This is a genomic window from Flavobacterium sp. FlaQc-47 (genome assembly GCF_044006475.1).
Classification (GTDB): domain Bacteria; phylum Bacteroidota; class Bacteroidia; order Flavobacteriales; family Flavobacteriaceae; genus Flavobacterium.
In genome coordinates this window covers 802772-819119 of sequence record NZ_JBIPCQ010000002.1, presented here as the reverse complement: position 1 = coordinate 819119, position 16348 = coordinate 802772, and the positions used below count along the sequence as shown (strand labels likewise).

Here is a 16348-nt window from a genome sequence, read left to right as displayed (position 1 = left end):
AAATTTTAAAACTATGATAACAATTCAAAATTTAACCAAAGTTTTTAGAACAGAAGAAGTAGAAACATCTGCTTTAAGCGGCATTTCTTTAGAAATTAAAAAAGGAGATTTCATGACTATTATGGGACCTTCGGGTTGTGGAAAATCGACCTTACTAAATATCATCGGACTTTTGGATAGTGCTGATGGCGGAAGTTATAAATTATTAGATCAGGAAATGATTGGTTTAAAAGAGAAAGGAAGAGCGGATGTTCGTAAAGAAAATATTGGTTTTATATTCCAGAATTTCAACTTAATCGATGAACTTTCGGTTTATGACAATATCGAATTGCCTTTGCTTTATAATAATGTTAAAGCATCTGACAGAAAACAAAAAATCGAAGCAATTGCCGAGAAACTTAATATCTCACACCGATTAAAACATTATCCTCAACAGCTTTCAGGCGGTCAGCAGCAAAGAGTTGCGGTTGCAAGAGCATTGGTAAATGATCCTAAAATTATTCTTGCCGATGAGCCAACGGGGAATTTAGATAGCAAAAACGGTAATGAAGTGATGGAACTTTTGACTGATTTACATGCAAAAGGAGCTACTATTTTGATGGTTACACACTCTGATTATGATGCTTCATTTTCGCAAAGAACAATTCATATGAAAGATGGTGTTATATTTTCTGAAAGATTAAATCAGAGAAATGTTGATGTTTTTATGGACGCTAAATAATTCAAGATGATAAAATTTATTGTAACAGCAATCTTAATCCTGGCGGGATTTGTCTGCAAAGTAATAGCAATGATATAAAAACTAACAAAATTTAAAATTGTTAGAATACTAAAAGCAAGTATAATAACTATAAAAAACACAACATGATTTTTAACTGGTTTAAAATATTCATCTATCATTTAAAGCAAAACAAATTGTTTTCGTTTTTAAATGTTTTGGGATTAAGCATTGGCATCGCAGGCGTTATTTTCGCCATTTTATATTGGAATAACGAAAACGCCTACGACAAATGGAATCCTGAAAAAGAAAACGTTTATCAGGTTCTGAATAAAATTGGCTCAACTGGTGATATTTGGGCATCAAACTCTATTCCATTTGGAGAAACCTGTAAAGCCACTATTCCGGAAATTGAATCCATTTCTTTCTTCAATAATACCTGGTATGATGATGCTCCAATAAAATACAAGAACAGGAAAATAATGGCTGAAAAAATCACCGCTGCTGACAATGACTTTTTTGGCATTTTCCCATTTCCAATTGTAAAAGGAGCTAAGACTAATATCTTAAAAGAAGATAATAGTGTTGCTTTGTCTGAAGAAGCTGCAAAAACACTCTTTAAAAACGAAGATCCAATTGGCAAATCAATTCATTATGACAATAAATTCTATACGGTAAAATCTGTTTATCATTTGATAAGACCATCGTCAATAGAACCGAATTATGTTTTTGGAGGTGTTCAGCATGAAAGCGACAAAACAAGTTGGGGGAATTTTAATTACGGATTGGTAATCAAAACTAAAAAAGGAATTGATCCTGCTGCTCTTTTAAAGAAAATGCAAAATGTGAATTTTGTGAACAGAACTTTAAAGGAAGCAAAAGAAAATGGTCAGGATGTAAAGCAATATGTTAAAGAAAACGGAGAAACTACTGTAATCATCGATCAATTAGATACAGCTCGCTTGCATGGGACAAAATCTACACCTGGGCGTAATTTTCCGGAAGGAAAAGGTAATCTGCAATTACTTTATATAATGATTGGCTTATCCCTTTTAATCTTAGTTTTATCTCTGGTAAATTACATCAATCTGGCTACAGCTTCCGCCATTAAACGTGCTAAGGAAGTAGGTGTACGCAAAATTGTTGGGGCTTCAAAAAAACAAATTATCTTTCAGTTTATCTTTGAAACAGCCATAATTAGTTTTCTGGCTATACTTTTTGCGTTAGCAATTGTCGAAATTTCATTACCGTTTTACAATGCTTTCCTGAAAAAATCCCTGACTATGAATGGTGGTGAATTTTACCTGCAGCTTATTTTTATTTTTGGATTAGTAATTATTCTTGCCGGTATATTCCCTGCCGTTTATATCTCAAATTTTGAAACTTTAAAAGTTTTAAAAGGTAATTTTTCGAGAAGTAAAAGCGGGATCTGGATTCGAAATTCAATGCTTATTTTTCAGTTTGGGATTGCGGCATTTTTTATTATTGGAGCAGTAATTGTAAATTCCCAGGTTAATTATATGATGAATAAAGACCTTGGATTTAGCGGCGATCAGGTCATTCGAATTCCATTTAATAATCCGGAACGAAATAAAAGAATAGATAAATATCTGACAGCAAAACAAGAAATCAGAAAAATTCCCGGCGTTCAAGATATTAGTACTTTCGCAGGGACTTTTGGAAACAGTACTAATTCAAGTTCAGGATTTAGACACAATGGCATTTTTGTACAGCCAAGAAATGTCGAGATGGATTTTGGTTTTCTCGAAATGATGAAAATAAAAATACTGCAGGGTCGGGATTTATCTCCTCAGTTTGCATCAGATACGGTTAATAATATGCTTATTAATGAAACTCTGGCAAAAACCATTAATCTCAAAAACCCTGTTAATACAATCGTTACCTCTGGCTGGGGAGATGGAAAAGGCGAAAATGCAAAATTTAAAATCGTTGGTGTTGTAAAAGATTTTCACATTACAGGATTGCAGGATAAAGTTCCTCCAATGGTTTTTATCAATCTTAAAACGCTTAAATGGAATAATTTTAATAATGTGTATATCAAAGTTTCTCCTGGTAATTTAGCAGAGACTTTAGCGAAACTTAAAGCATATTGGGAGAAAAATATCAATCAGGATTATCCTTTTCAATATGAATTTGTAAACAAAGGATTCGCTAAAACCTATCAGGAGCAAGTAAAACAGAAAGATTTATTTTTTATCCTGAATCTTGTAGTAATCGTTATTGCGGTTTTTGGATTATTTGCTTTGGCTTCTTTTTCTATGGAAAGAAGATTGAAAGAGATTGCTATTAGAAAAACATTGGGTGCAGAAACGGATATTTTATTGAAAGAATTATCAAAACAATATGTTGGCTTTTGTTTAATAGGTTTTGTAATTGGTATTATTCCGGCTTATATTTTACTGCAAAAATGGCTGGAAGATTTTGCCTTTAGGATAAATGTTTCTTTAGTTCCATTTGGTATTGCGCTAATTTCTTTATTGGCTTTAACCCTGATAATCGTTTTGGCAAAAGCCTATCAGGTAACCAAAATAGACATCTTAAAATATTTAAAATACGAATAAGCTTGTAGACCATTTTTTAGTAAACCCGCCAGATTAAGTTATTTGGCGGGTTTATTTATTTAATAGTGTAAAATGTCAAACCTTTCAGGTTTTAAAACTTTTCGGGTTCAATACAGGATGTCTTTATTTCACAGCGACTGAATCTGAATAAAGTAATTTATCTAATTGCGGATCTCTGTCGTATACATCAGGATAAAAACCAATTTCTCCATTTTCATTTACCCAAGCTGTAAAATAGCCAATATATATGGGGATTTTATTTTTCAACATGCAGGTCGTTTCCTTTTCTCCGCTCATTGCCTGATCAATTTTATCTGTCGGCCAGTCAGGATTGTCTTTTAAAATGGCAAGGGCTAGACCTTTTGCTTCCTTTACATTGATGCAACCGTGACTAAAAATACGCTGTTCAAAATCAAATAAACTTTTTGCCGGTGTATCATGCAAATAGATATCGTTAGGATTAGGGAAAATAAATTTAACCAGACCTAAAGAGTTTTTAGGTCCCGGTTTTTGTCTCACATTCCCTCCGTTCCATTCCATATCATGATCTGCGAGATAATTTTTATCTTCTGCCATTTTCAGTTTAAGCTCATTTTTGATGATGCTCTGCGGAACATACCAATACGGACTAAAAACAATTCGGTCTATATTGCCGCTAAAAATTACCGTTTCGGTCATTCTGGTACCTACAAAAACATCAGATATAAGTTCGTATTTGCCATTTTTAACATACACCAGTTTAAACGACGGGATATTCACCATCACATATTCACTTGCTTGTGTCAATTGTGTTGGTATCCATCTGCATCGTTCCATGTTTAACATTATCGTTTTAATGCGATTGCCTATCGGCTCATTCATCTGGTCGATATGTTCTTTGGTTAAAGTATAATTCAGTTTAAGTCCATATCTGCCTTTATATTTTAAAATTCCAGCCATCATCTCTTCGTCATATACTTTGCTTTTAGAATCTTGTGCGAGATCTCCAATAATAAACAGGCGTTCTCTGATTTGTTTTACCGCAACACCACTATCAAAAGGTTTTAACTCTTTATAATTTGCAACATCAATATCTATCTTTTTCCATTGGTTATTTTTCTCGATAGTCCGATATTTTTTCAACATTGATTTCAGTTTGTAATATTGCCCGTACAAAAGGTTTTCATCTTTATTCAATCGGTCAGGATCAACCATTAGTGAATCTAATATTTTAGCATACGAAATAGTTTTGGCCGGTAAAAACCAGCCAATTTTTTTTAAGGTTGCAGCATCAACGCCCGAATAAACATTGCTCGCATAAAACACATACATATTAGACAATAAAAGTTCTGTGTCAATTTGAGGCAGGTCAACAGATACATTTTCATTAAAAACATCATCTACCAAATCCATATAAGGCATTGTTGCCTTAACTCCCTGATCGTTAAGCAAGCGCACTTTATGGTATAAAAGGGATCCAAATTCACTGACACTTTTATCGTCGTACCAAATTGAATTGTATTCCTTTTTTTTATAAAGGTCTAAAACATCGTTTTGGTATTTTTTTAGTTTAGGATATTTTTTATAAAATTCATCAATTGACTTTACATCAACAGTCACTTTAGAGACATATTTTTTAGAAGTAAAAACAATCTCAGATTCCGTTGTATAGTTTTTTATTTTAATTCCTTTGGAAGAAGATTCAAAAGAAAACATTAAAAAAATAACGGCAATAATTACAGATAAAGAAGTAAATTTTCGCATATCTTAAAATTTAAATTAGAAAATAAATTCTATTCGAAAAATACCGAAACCCATAATTGACCCAGGAGAAGTTCTATACTTTTCAAAATAGCAGAATAAAAAGATTTGGGTACTCAAATATAATTAAGATTATTGACATTTTAATCAGCTTATTCTTAAATTTAAAGTTAAATCATAAATATTTTAGTTTTCCTTACAATGGATAATAAAGTGTAGCAATAAAATACTCCAATTTTTAAGACAGGAAAGCAAATACAAACAATCAGAATCATTTTGACCAATCCCAATATCAATAAATACAATTTAAAAGGGTTTGAATCCGAACATAATCTGTTATCTTTGCAGTCTGAAATCAGTTTAAATAAACACAATGCTTAATTTGATTTCTTTCAATAGAAAACAGTAGATTAAAATGAAATTAGATAGAAAAGAAATTCTTAAAGCTCTAGAGACAATCACTATAGCTGGAGAAGGAAAAAATATGGTTGAAAGTGGTGCTGTTGCCAATGTTATCACTTTTGGTGATGAAGTTGTGGTAGATTTACTTTTACACACACCGGCAATGCACATTAAAAAAAGAGCCGAAGATGATATCAAAAAAACAATTCTTGAATTGGTATCGCCTGACGCAAAAATCAAAGTAAACATTAAGGTTGAAGCTAAGGAAAATCCAAACGAAATAAAAGGAAAAGCGATACCGGGAATAAAAAATATTATTGCCGTTGCTTCTGGTAAAGGTGGAGTTGGAAAATCAACTGTTACTGCAAATCTTGCTGTAACGCTTGCTAAGATGGGCTTTAATGTTGGAGTTCTTGATGCAGATATTTACGGGCCTTCAATGCCTATTATGTTTGATGTTGAAAACGAAAAACCAATTTCGATTACCGTTGACGGAAAATCAAAAATGAAACCGGTTGAAAGTTATGATATCAAAATACTTTCTATTGGTTTTTTCACAGCGCCAAGTCAAGCTGTAATCTGGAGAGGTCCAATGGCTGCAAAAGCATTGAACCAAATGATTTTTGATGCTGATTGGGGAGAATTAGATTTTATGTTAATCGATTTACCTCCGGGAACTGGAGATATTCACCTGTCGATCATGCAATCATTACCAATTACCGGAGCTGTTGTTGTAAGTACACCTCAGGCTGTGGCTCTTGCCGATGCCAAAAAAGGAGTTGCCATGTTTATGCAGGACAACATCAATGTTCCTGTTTTGGGAATTATAGAGAATATGGCGTATTTTACACCAGAAGAATTACCTGACAATAAATACTATATCTTTGGACAAGAAGGTGCAAAAAACCTTGCCGAAGATTTAAATGTTCCGTTTTTAGGAGAAGTTCCTATTGTACAATCAATTCGTGAAGCTGGTGACTTTGGTCGTCCGGCAGCCATGCAGACTGCTTCGGCAATCGAAGCTGTTTTTGAAGAAATCACCCGAAATGTGGTTCAGGAAACAGTAAACAGAAATGATAATTTGCCAGCAACAGAAGCCATTAAAATTACAACTATGGCAGGTTGTTCAGCAGTTAAAAAATAATTAGATAATTGAGATAAAAATTAGATAATGAAAAAATGAGATAATTAGAAATTTTATGAAATGAGATAATGAAATATTGGATAGTTGAGAAATTATCTAACTGACACATTTTCTAACTGACATATTATCTAATTGACACATTTTCTCATTATCTAATGCTCTAATTGACACATTCAATATTATGATGACAACAGAAGAATTAACAAACAACGTATTATTGGCTCTTGACGAAATCAGACCTTTTTTAAATTCTGACGGCGGAGATATTACACTAATTTCGATAGACGATGACAAACATGTCAAAGTTCGTCTTGAAGGAGCATGTATTAGTTGTAGTGTAAACCAAATGACGCTAAAAGCAGGTGTTGAAACAACAATAAAAAAATACGCTCCGCAAATTGAAACTGTAGTAAATATCATGTAATAAAATGATATTTTTCTGCTTTTTAGATTTTTACAATTAACAGGAATAATAGTTCTTTGAGTAGTTTAATTTCAGAATTAACAATAAAGCAGCATAAATAATACTGCTTATTGCGGAATTATCAAAAAATAACGTAAAATTTTAAGAGTTAGAGCTAAGTAATTGTTACATAATTAACTTAAATTTGTAACTTAACTTAATCTTAAATCTATGAAGAATTATTACGCACTATTTTTATTGCTATTTTGCGTTTCTGTAAATTACGCACAACAAACTACCCAAACTCTGGTGGTTGATAAATCCTGGGTAAACGAGGCTGAAGAATGGTCTGATTTTCAACATGCAGGTCAGATTGTATTTTCAACAAATGCAAATGAAGCAGAAGGAAGTTTAAGAATTGGCAATTATGATTTCCTGTATGACTTATGCGACGGGAAAGCTAAATTTTCAAACAAAGCAACTTACAGCGCTGCTCAATTTACAAATCCCAGAAAAGTATCTGTTACAACAGATAAACAGGGAGTAATGAATTCAACTTATGAAGGCACTCTTATTTTTCAATCAGATAAAGATTATTATTCTGTAATTGCTTTAGTAACCATATTAGAGAAAAACGGAAATACTCTTGGTTTAAAAATGCGTCTTAAAGAAGGAAACAAGAAAGAATATGCTTTTACTATAAAAAATAGCTAATAAAATTAGGGATTTTTTCACGTTATAAAATCCTAACCAGTAAAATTCCAATAATTAAAATGGATGTATTAATAAAGATTAAAGATCGAGAAGGAGTTATACACGAGTTACAAGCTCCAACTGATATGGCGATGAATATAATGGAGTTGTGCAAAGCATACGAACTACCTGTTGAGGGAACCTGCGGCGGAATGGCCATGTGTGCTTCTTGCCAGTGTTATGTTCTTAATGATGTTGCATTACCTGAAATGGGAGATGAAGAAGAAGCCATGCTGTCGGAAGCATTTTATGTTAAATCAAATAGTCGTTTAGGTTGTCAGATTCCAATTACTACCGAGTTAGAAGGATTAGAATTAGAATTAGCACCTGAATACTAAACAATAAATTACAATTTTTTAAAAATTCCAAATTCCAACTAGCAACTTGCTTTTTAGGATTTGGAATTTTTTATTTGTAATTTATGATAAATCATTGAATGAAAATGTATTTGTAATCAAATTTCAGATTCATTACTAGTAAGTTATAAAAAAAGCGGGAATTAAAATTCACGCTTTTTTTATATTCCAATTTCATTAATCACAATCTGCGTGGAGCCTGTGTCTTCCACAATGTATGCATTGAAATAAATAGCCAACAAGACTTCCGTCAGTTGTTAAATTATTTTGAACAAATTCCGGATCATAACCAATATTGACTTCAATATCCTCTTTAAGTTCATCTAAATAGGGCTTTATCATTTCGCTGTCTGCATAACCTATAAAAGCACATGGTTCATTACAATGTGACAACCATGCTTCCTGCTGCCAGCTTATATAACTGGGAGTTCTTTCGCTAACTTCGAGCAAAGATTCTTTATCCATATTTAAACTATTCGGAATAGATGGATTAGCGGATATGCCTTCGATACCTGCATAATCATTAAATTCCCCATCGTATTTTTTTGACGCACTACCATCCTGAATACACCACGGACATATGTATTCCGGCTCCTCTATACTATAGAAAGAACCGGTATATTTCATCCCTCTTTTTAGATTACAAACAGAACAAGTCCCTTCTTCTTTTATAAATACATCAATATCATAAGCATTAGGACTGTATTTAAACGTTGGCAATTCCATAATTTTATCTAATTAAAATATTTTTTTTAATTGTATTTTTTAATAGCTTTCTCATTGCATTCTAAAGTGCAAATACCATAAATGCCTTTACAGAAATAATTCCAATTAAAATTATTCTTCCAGATCACCCGGATCAAAAGGTTCAAATTCTCTTTCAGAAAATGCTTCGGTTAATATTCCTGATGAACACAACCACGTTATCGTTTCTTCAAGAGTATTTCCTGTTTTGTAGATCATTTCGCTGTTTCTTGGCAAAATAAAGTATTCGTTTTTTAGAAAAATAATTTCATCGCCGTCAAAAGTATCACCAATTCTAATCGAGTTTAAGACTTCTTCTTTTCTCAAAATAGCTGCACCTTCATCCCAAAACCAATATTCTGTTATACGATCCTTCCATTCTTGCAAAGTCAGAATTATTGTTTCAGGAAGAAATATCCTGACATAAGTTCCACCCAAAATTCCGCTTCCGTATGTTAGAACATATTCTTTGTAATCCTGATCAAAAACAATGTTTAAGGTTTTTTCACAAGCCAGGATTTCTGCATTATCAGCAACAAATAAATCTGTTGTATTGGTCTTATAATTTGGGATTATTTTGTAATTATCGAAGTTCATGAAATTTTTTATTTATAATAGCTAAAGTAGGATTTTTTTATTTCTTTAGTTTAATCTTTTATCCAATTCTGTATATCAACAACACGGGAAATGTGATAAATGCTTAAATTCATTATACTATTAATTTATTCAACAGTAAATTCAAGTGGATATTTATCTATATTTTCTATTTCAAAATACTCATCAAAATCTTGTGGATTCGTTGTGTCGTAATACTTTACAATTTGCGAAATAAAAACTTCTAAAGTTGGTGATATTACGTTTCTATCTGCATCAGCATGCCAAAACTCGATTACTTGCCCTGAGTTTCCTGTAAAAGTGCCTTTACAATCAAAACAAATATAATCTCCTCCGCCATTGTGAAAAATGGGAAACCAGTTTTCATTCCACCAGTTTTCAATTTCAAAATCAGAATCAATCATTGCGGTAAGTTCTGCTGCTGAATCTAATACATCTTCTAAAGACATAAACACAGCGTTATTGACAAAAGATTCATAACAGTTTTGATTTTGTCCGTTTTTCCATTTGTAGATTCTTTTTAAATCTTCAGGAAGCTGGATTTTATATTGTTTTTCTAAGTTTTGAATTTCCAAATCGCTCAAAGAAGGTTTAAGTTCTCGATAATATTCTGGTCTTAATCCGGCTAATTGTTTATCTAATTTTTCGATTAATTCATTCATTATTTTCTCTTTTATTTAGATATTAATACTTCATTTATTTTCTAAAACATTAAAATGAATTTTACAAAGCCAAAAAAACCGCAATTACATTACTGCAATTACGGCTTTCTCTTTATAACAATTTTCTTTAATCTCTGATTATACTAAACCTGCCTGAATTAAATATTCGGCAATTTGAATCGTGTTTGTTGCAGCACCTTTTCTTAAGTTATCAGCAACGATCCACATGTTTAAGGTGTTTTCCTGGCTTTCGTCACGACGAATTCTTCCAACAAAAACATCATTTTTACCTTCTGCATATAATGGCATTGGGTAAGTAAAAGTATCTAAATTATCCTGTACCACTACTCCATCAGTATGGTGTAAAATTTCGCGAACTTCGTTTACATCAAAATCATTTGTAAACTCAACATTTACAGCTTCGCTATGTCCGCCTACAACAGGAACACGAACTGCAGTTGCTGTAACTCTGATGGTATTGTCACCTAGTATTTTTTGAGTTTCACGAACTAATTTCATTTCTTCTTTAGTGTATCCGTTTTCCTCGAAACTATCACAATGTGGAATTGCATTTCTATGAATTGGATATTTATAAGCCATTTCTCCCTGAACTCCTGCGTACTCATTCTCTAACTGTCTTACCGCTTTTACACCAGTTCCCGTAATGGATTGGTAGGTAGAAACAATGATTCTTTTTATGTTGTATTTTTTGTGCAACGGAGCTAAAGTCAGCACCATTTGAATCGTTGAGCAGTTTGGGTTTGCTATAATTTTATCAGCACTTGTTAAAGTATCTGCGTTAATTTCAGGAACAATTAATTTTTTTGTCGGATCCATTCTCCATGCCGAAGAATTATCAATAACCGTTGTTCCGGCTGCAGCAAATTTTGGCGCCCATTCCAGCGAAGTATCTCCTCCAGCTGAAAAAAGAGCAATATCAGCTTTCATATCAACCGCCGTTTGCAATCCTACAACATTATATTTTTGACCTTTATATTCAATTTCTTTCCCTATTGATTTTTCAGAAGCAACAGGAATTAACTCAGTAACAGGAAAATTTCTTTCTGCTAAAACTTTAAGCATTATCTCGCCAACCATACCAGTGGCACCTACAACGGCTATTCTCATTTTTATATTTTTAGTATGAATTAATCTAATTTACAATACAAAAGTAGCTATAATAAAAAACAAAACAAGGAGCTTCACAAAAAATAACAAAATGTTATAAATCAAACAAAACAAGACAACAGGGTAAACCCAAAACGTGTGGAGGATAAAAAATTACCGCAAAGAACGCTAGGTTTTACTATTAGCTTTTATAAAAGGCAAAGTTCGCAAAGCTTTGTACTGATTTAGCTTTGCGAACTTTGTGGCTTCTAAGGCATTCTCTTAGATAAAATCTTTGTGTTTCTCTGCGGTAATATTCTATATTTTCCCACAACATTAAGCGTTGATAAAAAAACCGTCCCAATTAAGGAACGGTTAAGTTAGACTTAGTGTAGCGGTATATTTTATAATTGTTTATTTTTTAACAGATCTCTAATTTGAACAAGAAGTTCTTCCTGCGTTGGTCCGGCTGGCGAAGTTGGTTTGGGTTCCTCTTTCTTTTTAAGATTGTTTATTCCTTTTATGATTAGAAACAATACAAACGCGACAATTATAAAGTTAATTACTGCCGAAATAAACAAACCGTACTTGACACCGCCAAAAGCAGTTAGCTCTTCTATCGTAGATAAATGTGCTGCATCTAATGCTGGTTTTAATATTAATGGTGTAATTACATTTTCAATTAATGAGCTCACAATTTTACCAAAAGCTGCTCCAATGATTACACCGACAGCCAAATCGACTACGTTGCCTTTCATTGCAAATTCCTTAAATTCTGAAAATATCCCCATAATTGTTTCTTTTAGTTTATAATTAATTGATCATCGAAAATACGGAATTTTCTGCAAAGTTCAAAAATCTATCTGAAAAATACCCTTTTCACACGTTGAGATATACTCGTCATTATTTCATACGGAATTGTTTTTAATGCCAAAGCCATTTCAATTACAGTTGGGTTTTCTCCAAAAATGATCACCGAATCTCCTTCTTTACAATCAATATGACTTACATCGACCATTAACATATCCATACAAACGCTTCCTAAAATGAAGGCTTTCTGATTTTTAATTACGACATATCCAACCTGATTTCCCCACAATCTTGAAATCCCATCGGCGTAACCTATTGGGATTGTGGCGACTTTCGTTTCTTTTTCTGCCATAAAACGACGTCCGTAACCTACGCTGTCTCCGGCAGGAATGGTACGAACCTGAGAAATTATTGATTTTAAAGTCCCAACGTTTTCCAGATATTTTTGTTCTGCCGAATCATTTGAAACTCCGTATAAACCAATTCCTAAACGTACCATATTATATTGTGCATCCGGGAAATTACTAATTCCCGATGTATTTAAAATATGACGAATTGGATCAATATTTAATGCTGTTATCAATCTGGAAGATAGTTTTTCGAATAAATTAATTTGAGAAATTACAAAATCATAATGTTTCATTTCGTCACTTGTAGCCAAATGCGATAAAACACTTTTTACTTTTACAGTTGAATTCCCTTTTAAAGTTTGAATCAATTCATCGAGTGTATTTTCTTCAAAACCCAAACGATGCATTCCCGTATCTAGTTTTATATGAATTGGAAAATCTTTTAAATTCTTCTCTTTTGCAATTTTCAGGAAAGCTTTTAATCCTTTTAGGCTGTAAATTTCGGGTTCTAAATTGTATTGAATGATCGAAGGAAAACTTGTCGATTCCGGATTCAAAACCATAATAGGCAATTTAATTCCGCCATTTTTTAGTGAGATTCCTTCATCGGCGAAAGCCACTCCTAGATAATCTACTTTATGATGTTCCAGTAATTTGGCGATTTCTAAACCTCCGTTTCCATAACCAAATGCTTTTACCATTACCATCAATTTAACGTTAACGGCTAATTTTGATTTGTAATAATTGAGGTTGTGACTTATTGAATTCAGGTTGATTTCAAGAATGGTTTCATGCGTCTTTTCTTCTAATAAAGAGACAATTTCCTCGAACTGAAATGATCTCGCACCTTTTATCAGAATCGTTTCATTTTCGAAATTTAGACTTTCAATCTGCGCGATAAATTCTGCTGTATTTTGAAATGTGATACAGTTGGGGAATTTTGCTGCATAAGAGGAAATTACAGATCCAATTCCTATTACCCGGTTTATTTGATTATCAGCAATTAACTGAGCTACTTTTGAATACAATTCTTCCTTAGAAAATCCACTTTGAACAATATCAGATAAAATAATCGTTTTTGAAGCGTTCTTCTTTTTTTGGCTTTCCAGAAAATCCAATGCGATTTTAAGTGATTCAAAATCTGAGCTGTAACTATCGTCAATAATACTGCAATTGTTGATTCCGTTTTTAACTTCAAGACGCATTTGTACCGGATATAAATTTTGAACGCGGCTTTGAATGGTTTCATAATCGTATTTAAAATAAAGTAAAATCAGCAAACAGGAAATGGCATTTTCTATAGAAGCCGTATCACTAAACGGAATTTCCAGATTATAAACCTCTTCTTTATATTGGTATTTAATATGCGTAGAATCGGTTTTATTTTCCTTTTTCAGAATAAAAACATCTGCAGCAATATCAGTAAAACTCCATGAAAAAAGTTTTCTGTCAGTTAAGGGATATTCGGCACAAAATGAGTCCAGACATTGATCTACAAGTGGATTCTTTTGATAAATTATTACTTTAGATTCTTTAAACAATAATAATTTCTCATTGATTTTTTGCTCCAAATTTTTAAAACCTTCATCATGTGCAGAACCTATATTGGTCAAAACTCCAATTGTAGGTTTGATGATTTTTTCGATTTTAATCATTTCATTAACCGTCGAAATTCCGGCTTCAAAAATACCCAAATTGTGTTTCTCGTTAATTGAAATTACAGATAAGGGAACTCCAACCTGTGAATTATAGCTTTTTGGGCTTCTGACAATATTATAATCGGGGCTTAATAAAAAATTAAGCCATTCCTTTACTATCGTTTTACCATTACTTCCGGTCAATCCGATAATAGGAAAATTGAAAAGATTTCTATAATAAGCTGCCAATTCCTGTAATGCATTCAATGTATTTTTGACTACCAGAAAATTCGCTTTTCCGGCAGAATTTTCAGGAATATTTTGCACAACAAAATTCTGAACACCTTTTTCAATCAACTCCTTAATATACAAATGAGCATCATTATTAACACCTGAAAGGGCAATAAACAAAGTTTCAGATCCGTTTTGTAAGGAACGGCTATCGATTGAAATATGATCTACTAAAATAGTAGTATCTGACCCCATCCATTTGGCATCAAGAACCGGGATAAGGCTTTTTAAGTTTATGCTCATTTAAAATTCTTTTTGTCAAATTTAAAAAAACGTTTGCCACGAATTACACGAATTTTCAATAATTCTTTGTGGTATCTTTTTTCACAGATTAAAAAGTCTGCCACAAATTGCACGAATCAACACGAATTCTTTGCGGTTATTTTCACGCTTCTTATAACTATCGAAATAAAAAGATTTAAACAATAAGCGTAGATTTTTTGCTATTAAATAGATCGGCTTAAATCAGTAAAATCTGCGTGAAACAAATGTCAATCAGATTTAAAAAATTTGATGCAAATTAAATTTGTGCTAATTCATGCAATTCGTGGCAAAAAAATATTATTTGTTTATATTTGTTTAACGCCACTAAATACAACGTTTTGAAAAGAATCCTTCCTTTATTCTCCTATATATTACATCCGATTTTTATCTCGATGTATGCTGCATTATTTTATCTTTTTTGCAAAAATGAAGTTTTTACGAATCAGGAAAAATATTATGTTTTATTTCAAATCCTGATTATTACGATTCTTGTACCGGTATTGTTTTTCCTGTTGCTTCGTTCAACGGGACATATAAAATCTATAATGGTTCATGAAACTACGCAACGCAAAATCCCGCTTATTTTACAGTGCTTTTTATACATTTTATTGGTAAAAAGAAGCATTGTGATTACTCGTTATCCTGAGTTGCATTTCTTTTTTCTGGGCGCTTTGTTTAGTACAATATTAGCTTTAGTGTGTTCTTTGTTTAAAATAAAAGCAAGTCTGCATATGATGGCAATTAGTGGATTTACGATTTTTGCGATTGGATTAAATATCCATCTTCAAATGCAAAATCCGTATTGGTCTGCTTTTTTAATTTTAATGACAGGTGTTGTAGCATCTTCACGATTAGAAATGGAAGCACATTCACCAAACGAATTGGTAATTGGGACCTTTATCGGAATATTTCCGCAATTGCTGTTTTTGTATTTGTGGCTATAAAATGTAGAAGATCACACCAATATTCATTGCGTTAACACCAATACTTTCGCTTGAAACTGTTTTAACAGATTTATCAAACAAGCCATTTAAGCCGTAATAACAATAAACATTCCAGGTATTGTAACCCGCAGAAATGTATACTCCGTATTGAAACTGATTGATATCCTTATTATTGGAGATTTTATAAGTGGATTCACCGTCTCTTAAAATTGATTTGTCTGAGAAAATATAACTTAGTTTCACACCACTGTAAATCCTCCAGAACTTATAACTTTCAAATGTTGAGTTTCGCCATCTAAACTCGATTGGAACATCAACTGAATATTGCTTGTACCTGTTTGAAACAAATTCATTATAATTATTTACTCCATAAATTTGTGCTCCGTCCTGGCTTTTTGAAATAGTCAGATTTTGAAAGAAATTTTGATAACTTAATCCCAAACCGGCTGCGATTGCAATTGTTCTGGATTTATTAATAGGCATATCGCGCAAAAAACCTGCAGAAAGTCCTGCAGAGAATTTATCTTGTTTTAAACCTGATGGTCCCTGAACTAGTAAATTATAGGTAACCGAAAAATAAAACTGATCCTCACGATATAAGGAATCGATTTTCACAATAGGGATTATCTCAGGCTTAACCTCTTGCGCAAAAGAATTGAAAAACGATATTAAAAACAAACAACTAAAAAGTAATCGCATATCGTATTTTGGTTTTAAGGAGTTTTTCAAGTAAACGTTTTTTAGGGTAGATTTATTTTACTTACAAATATAATATAATGCTAGTTCAGGATGCAATTAGATCGTAATTATTCTGATTCTGATGACG

Annotated in this window: 15 protein-coding genes; 7 read left to right on the top strand and 8 right to left on the bottom strand. The window is 32.4% G+C overall.

The features are described 5' to 3' along the window. Window positions 1-13 precede the first annotated feature (13 nt). Complete coding sequence (locus ACHRVX_RS09475; protein WP_395331559.1) at window positions 14-721, top strand: ABC transporter ATP-binding protein; 708 nt, start codon at window positions 14-16, stop codon at window positions 719-721. Between the two features lie 143 nt (window positions 722-864). Further along, window positions 865-3300: an ABC transporter permease gene (locus ACHRVX_RS09470; RefSeq protein WP_395331557.1), complete on the top strand. Its 2436-nt coding sequence runs from the start codon at window positions 865-867 to the stop codon at window positions 3298-3300. Between the two features lie 123 nt (window positions 3301-3423). Here ACHRVX_RS09470 and ACHRVX_RS09465 read toward each other — a convergent pair whose 3' ends face one another. Then, entirely contained in the window at window positions 3424-5043 is a 1620-nt protein-coding gene (locus tag ACHRVX_RS09465) for a murein L,D-transpeptidase (RefSeq protein ID WP_395331555.1), read from the bottom strand. Window positions 5044-5455: 412 nt separating this feature from the next. Between ACHRVX_RS09465 and ACHRVX_RS09460 the strand changes: the two genes are divergently transcribed. The 4 genes from ACHRVX_RS09460 to ACHRVX_RS09445 all read left to right on the top strand — a co-directional run bounded on the left by ACHRVX_RS09460 (window position 5456) and on the right by ACHRVX_RS09445 (window position 8080). Continuing rightward, window positions 5456-6586 (top strand): Mrp/NBP35 family ATP-binding protein, encoded by a 1131-nt coding sequence (locus ACHRVX_RS09460; RefSeq protein ID WP_213306347.1) that lies wholly within the window; start codon window positions 5456-5458, stop codon window positions 6584-6586. Between the two features lie 184 nt (window positions 6587-6770). Next, the gene (locus tag ACHRVX_RS09455) at window positions 6771-7010 is read left to right on the top strand and encodes a NifU family protein (protein ID WP_055097397.1); all 240 of its coding nucleotides are present in this window, start codon (window positions 6771-6773) and stop codon (window positions 7008-7010) included. 210 nt (window positions 7011-7220) lie between these two features. Next, window positions 7221-7703 (top strand): hypothetical protein, encoded by a 483-nt coding sequence (locus tag ACHRVX_RS09450; RefSeq protein WP_395331553.1) that lies wholly within the window; start codon window positions 7221-7223, stop codon window positions 7701-7703. A gap of 59 nt (window positions 7704-7762) precedes the next feature. After that, window positions 7763-8080 (top strand): 2Fe-2S iron-sulfur cluster-binding protein, encoded by a 318-nt coding sequence (locus ACHRVX_RS09445; RefSeq protein ID WP_026982672.1) that lies wholly within the window; start codon window positions 7763-7765, stop codon window positions 8078-8080. Between the two features lie 195 nt (window positions 8081-8275). On the opposite strand, the gene ACHRVX_RS09440 is transcribed toward ACHRVX_RS09445, so the two are convergent. The 6 genes from ACHRVX_RS09440 to ACHRVX_RS09415 all read right to left on the bottom strand — a co-directional run bounded on the left by ACHRVX_RS09440 (window position 8276) and on the right by ACHRVX_RS09415 (window position 14557). Beyond that, entirely contained in the window at window positions 8276-8824 is a 549-nt protein-coding gene (locus ACHRVX_RS09440) for a CbrC family protein (RefSeq protein WP_395331551.1), read from the bottom strand. 111 nt (window positions 8825-8935) lie between these two features. Then, window positions 8936-9439 carry an SMI1/KNR4 family protein gene (locus tag ACHRVX_RS09435; protein ID WP_395331549.1) on the bottom strand — a complete coding sequence of 168 codons (504 nt, stop codon included), beginning with the start codon at window positions 9437-9439 and terminating at the stop codon, window positions 8936-8938. 125 nt (window positions 9440-9564) lie between these two features. Beyond that, the gene (locus tag ACHRVX_RS09430; RefSeq protein WP_395331547.1) at window positions 9565-10119 is read right to left on the bottom strand and encodes an SMI1/KNR4 family protein; all 555 of its coding nucleotides are present in this window, start codon (window positions 10117-10119) and stop codon (window positions 9565-9567) included. Window positions 10120-10257: 138 nt separating this feature from the next. Next, the gene (locus tag ACHRVX_RS09425) at window positions 10258-11247 is read right to left on the bottom strand and encodes an aspartate-semialdehyde dehydrogenase (protein WP_395331545.1); all 990 of its coding nucleotides are present in this window, start codon (window positions 11245-11247) and stop codon (window positions 10258-10260) included. 383 nt (window positions 11248-11630) lie between these two features. Beyond that, window positions 11631-12017 carry a large conductance mechanosensitive channel protein MscL gene (mscL, locus tag ACHRVX_RS09420; protein ID WP_395331543.1) on the bottom strand — a complete coding sequence of 129 codons (387 nt, stop codon included), beginning with the start codon at window positions 12015-12017 and terminating at the stop codon, window positions 11631-11633. 68 nt (window positions 12018-12085) lie between these two features. After that, entirely contained in the window at window positions 12086-14557 is a 2472-nt protein-coding gene (locus tag ACHRVX_RS09415; protein ID WP_395331541.1) for a bifunctional UDP-N-acetylmuramoyl-tripeptide:D-alanyl-D-alanine ligase/alanine racemase, read from the bottom strand. 359 nt (window positions 14558-14916) lie between these two features. On the opposite strand from ACHRVX_RS09415, the gene ACHRVX_RS09410 reads away from it, so the two are divergent. Then, a complete protein-coding gene (locus ACHRVX_RS09410; protein WP_395331539.1) occupies window positions 14917-15522 on the top strand; it encodes a hypothetical protein in 606 nt (201 codons plus the stop codon). On the opposite strand, the gene ACHRVX_RS09405 is transcribed toward ACHRVX_RS09410, so the two are convergent. Then, on the bottom strand, window positions 15517-16251 hold the full coding sequence (locus tag ACHRVX_RS09405) for a porin family protein (protein WP_395331537.1): 735 nt from the start codon (window positions 16249-16251) through the stop codon (window positions 15517-15519). The genes ACHRVX_RS09410 and ACHRVX_RS09405 overlap by 6 nt on opposite strands. Between the last annotated feature and the right edge of the window lie 97 nt (window positions 16252-16348).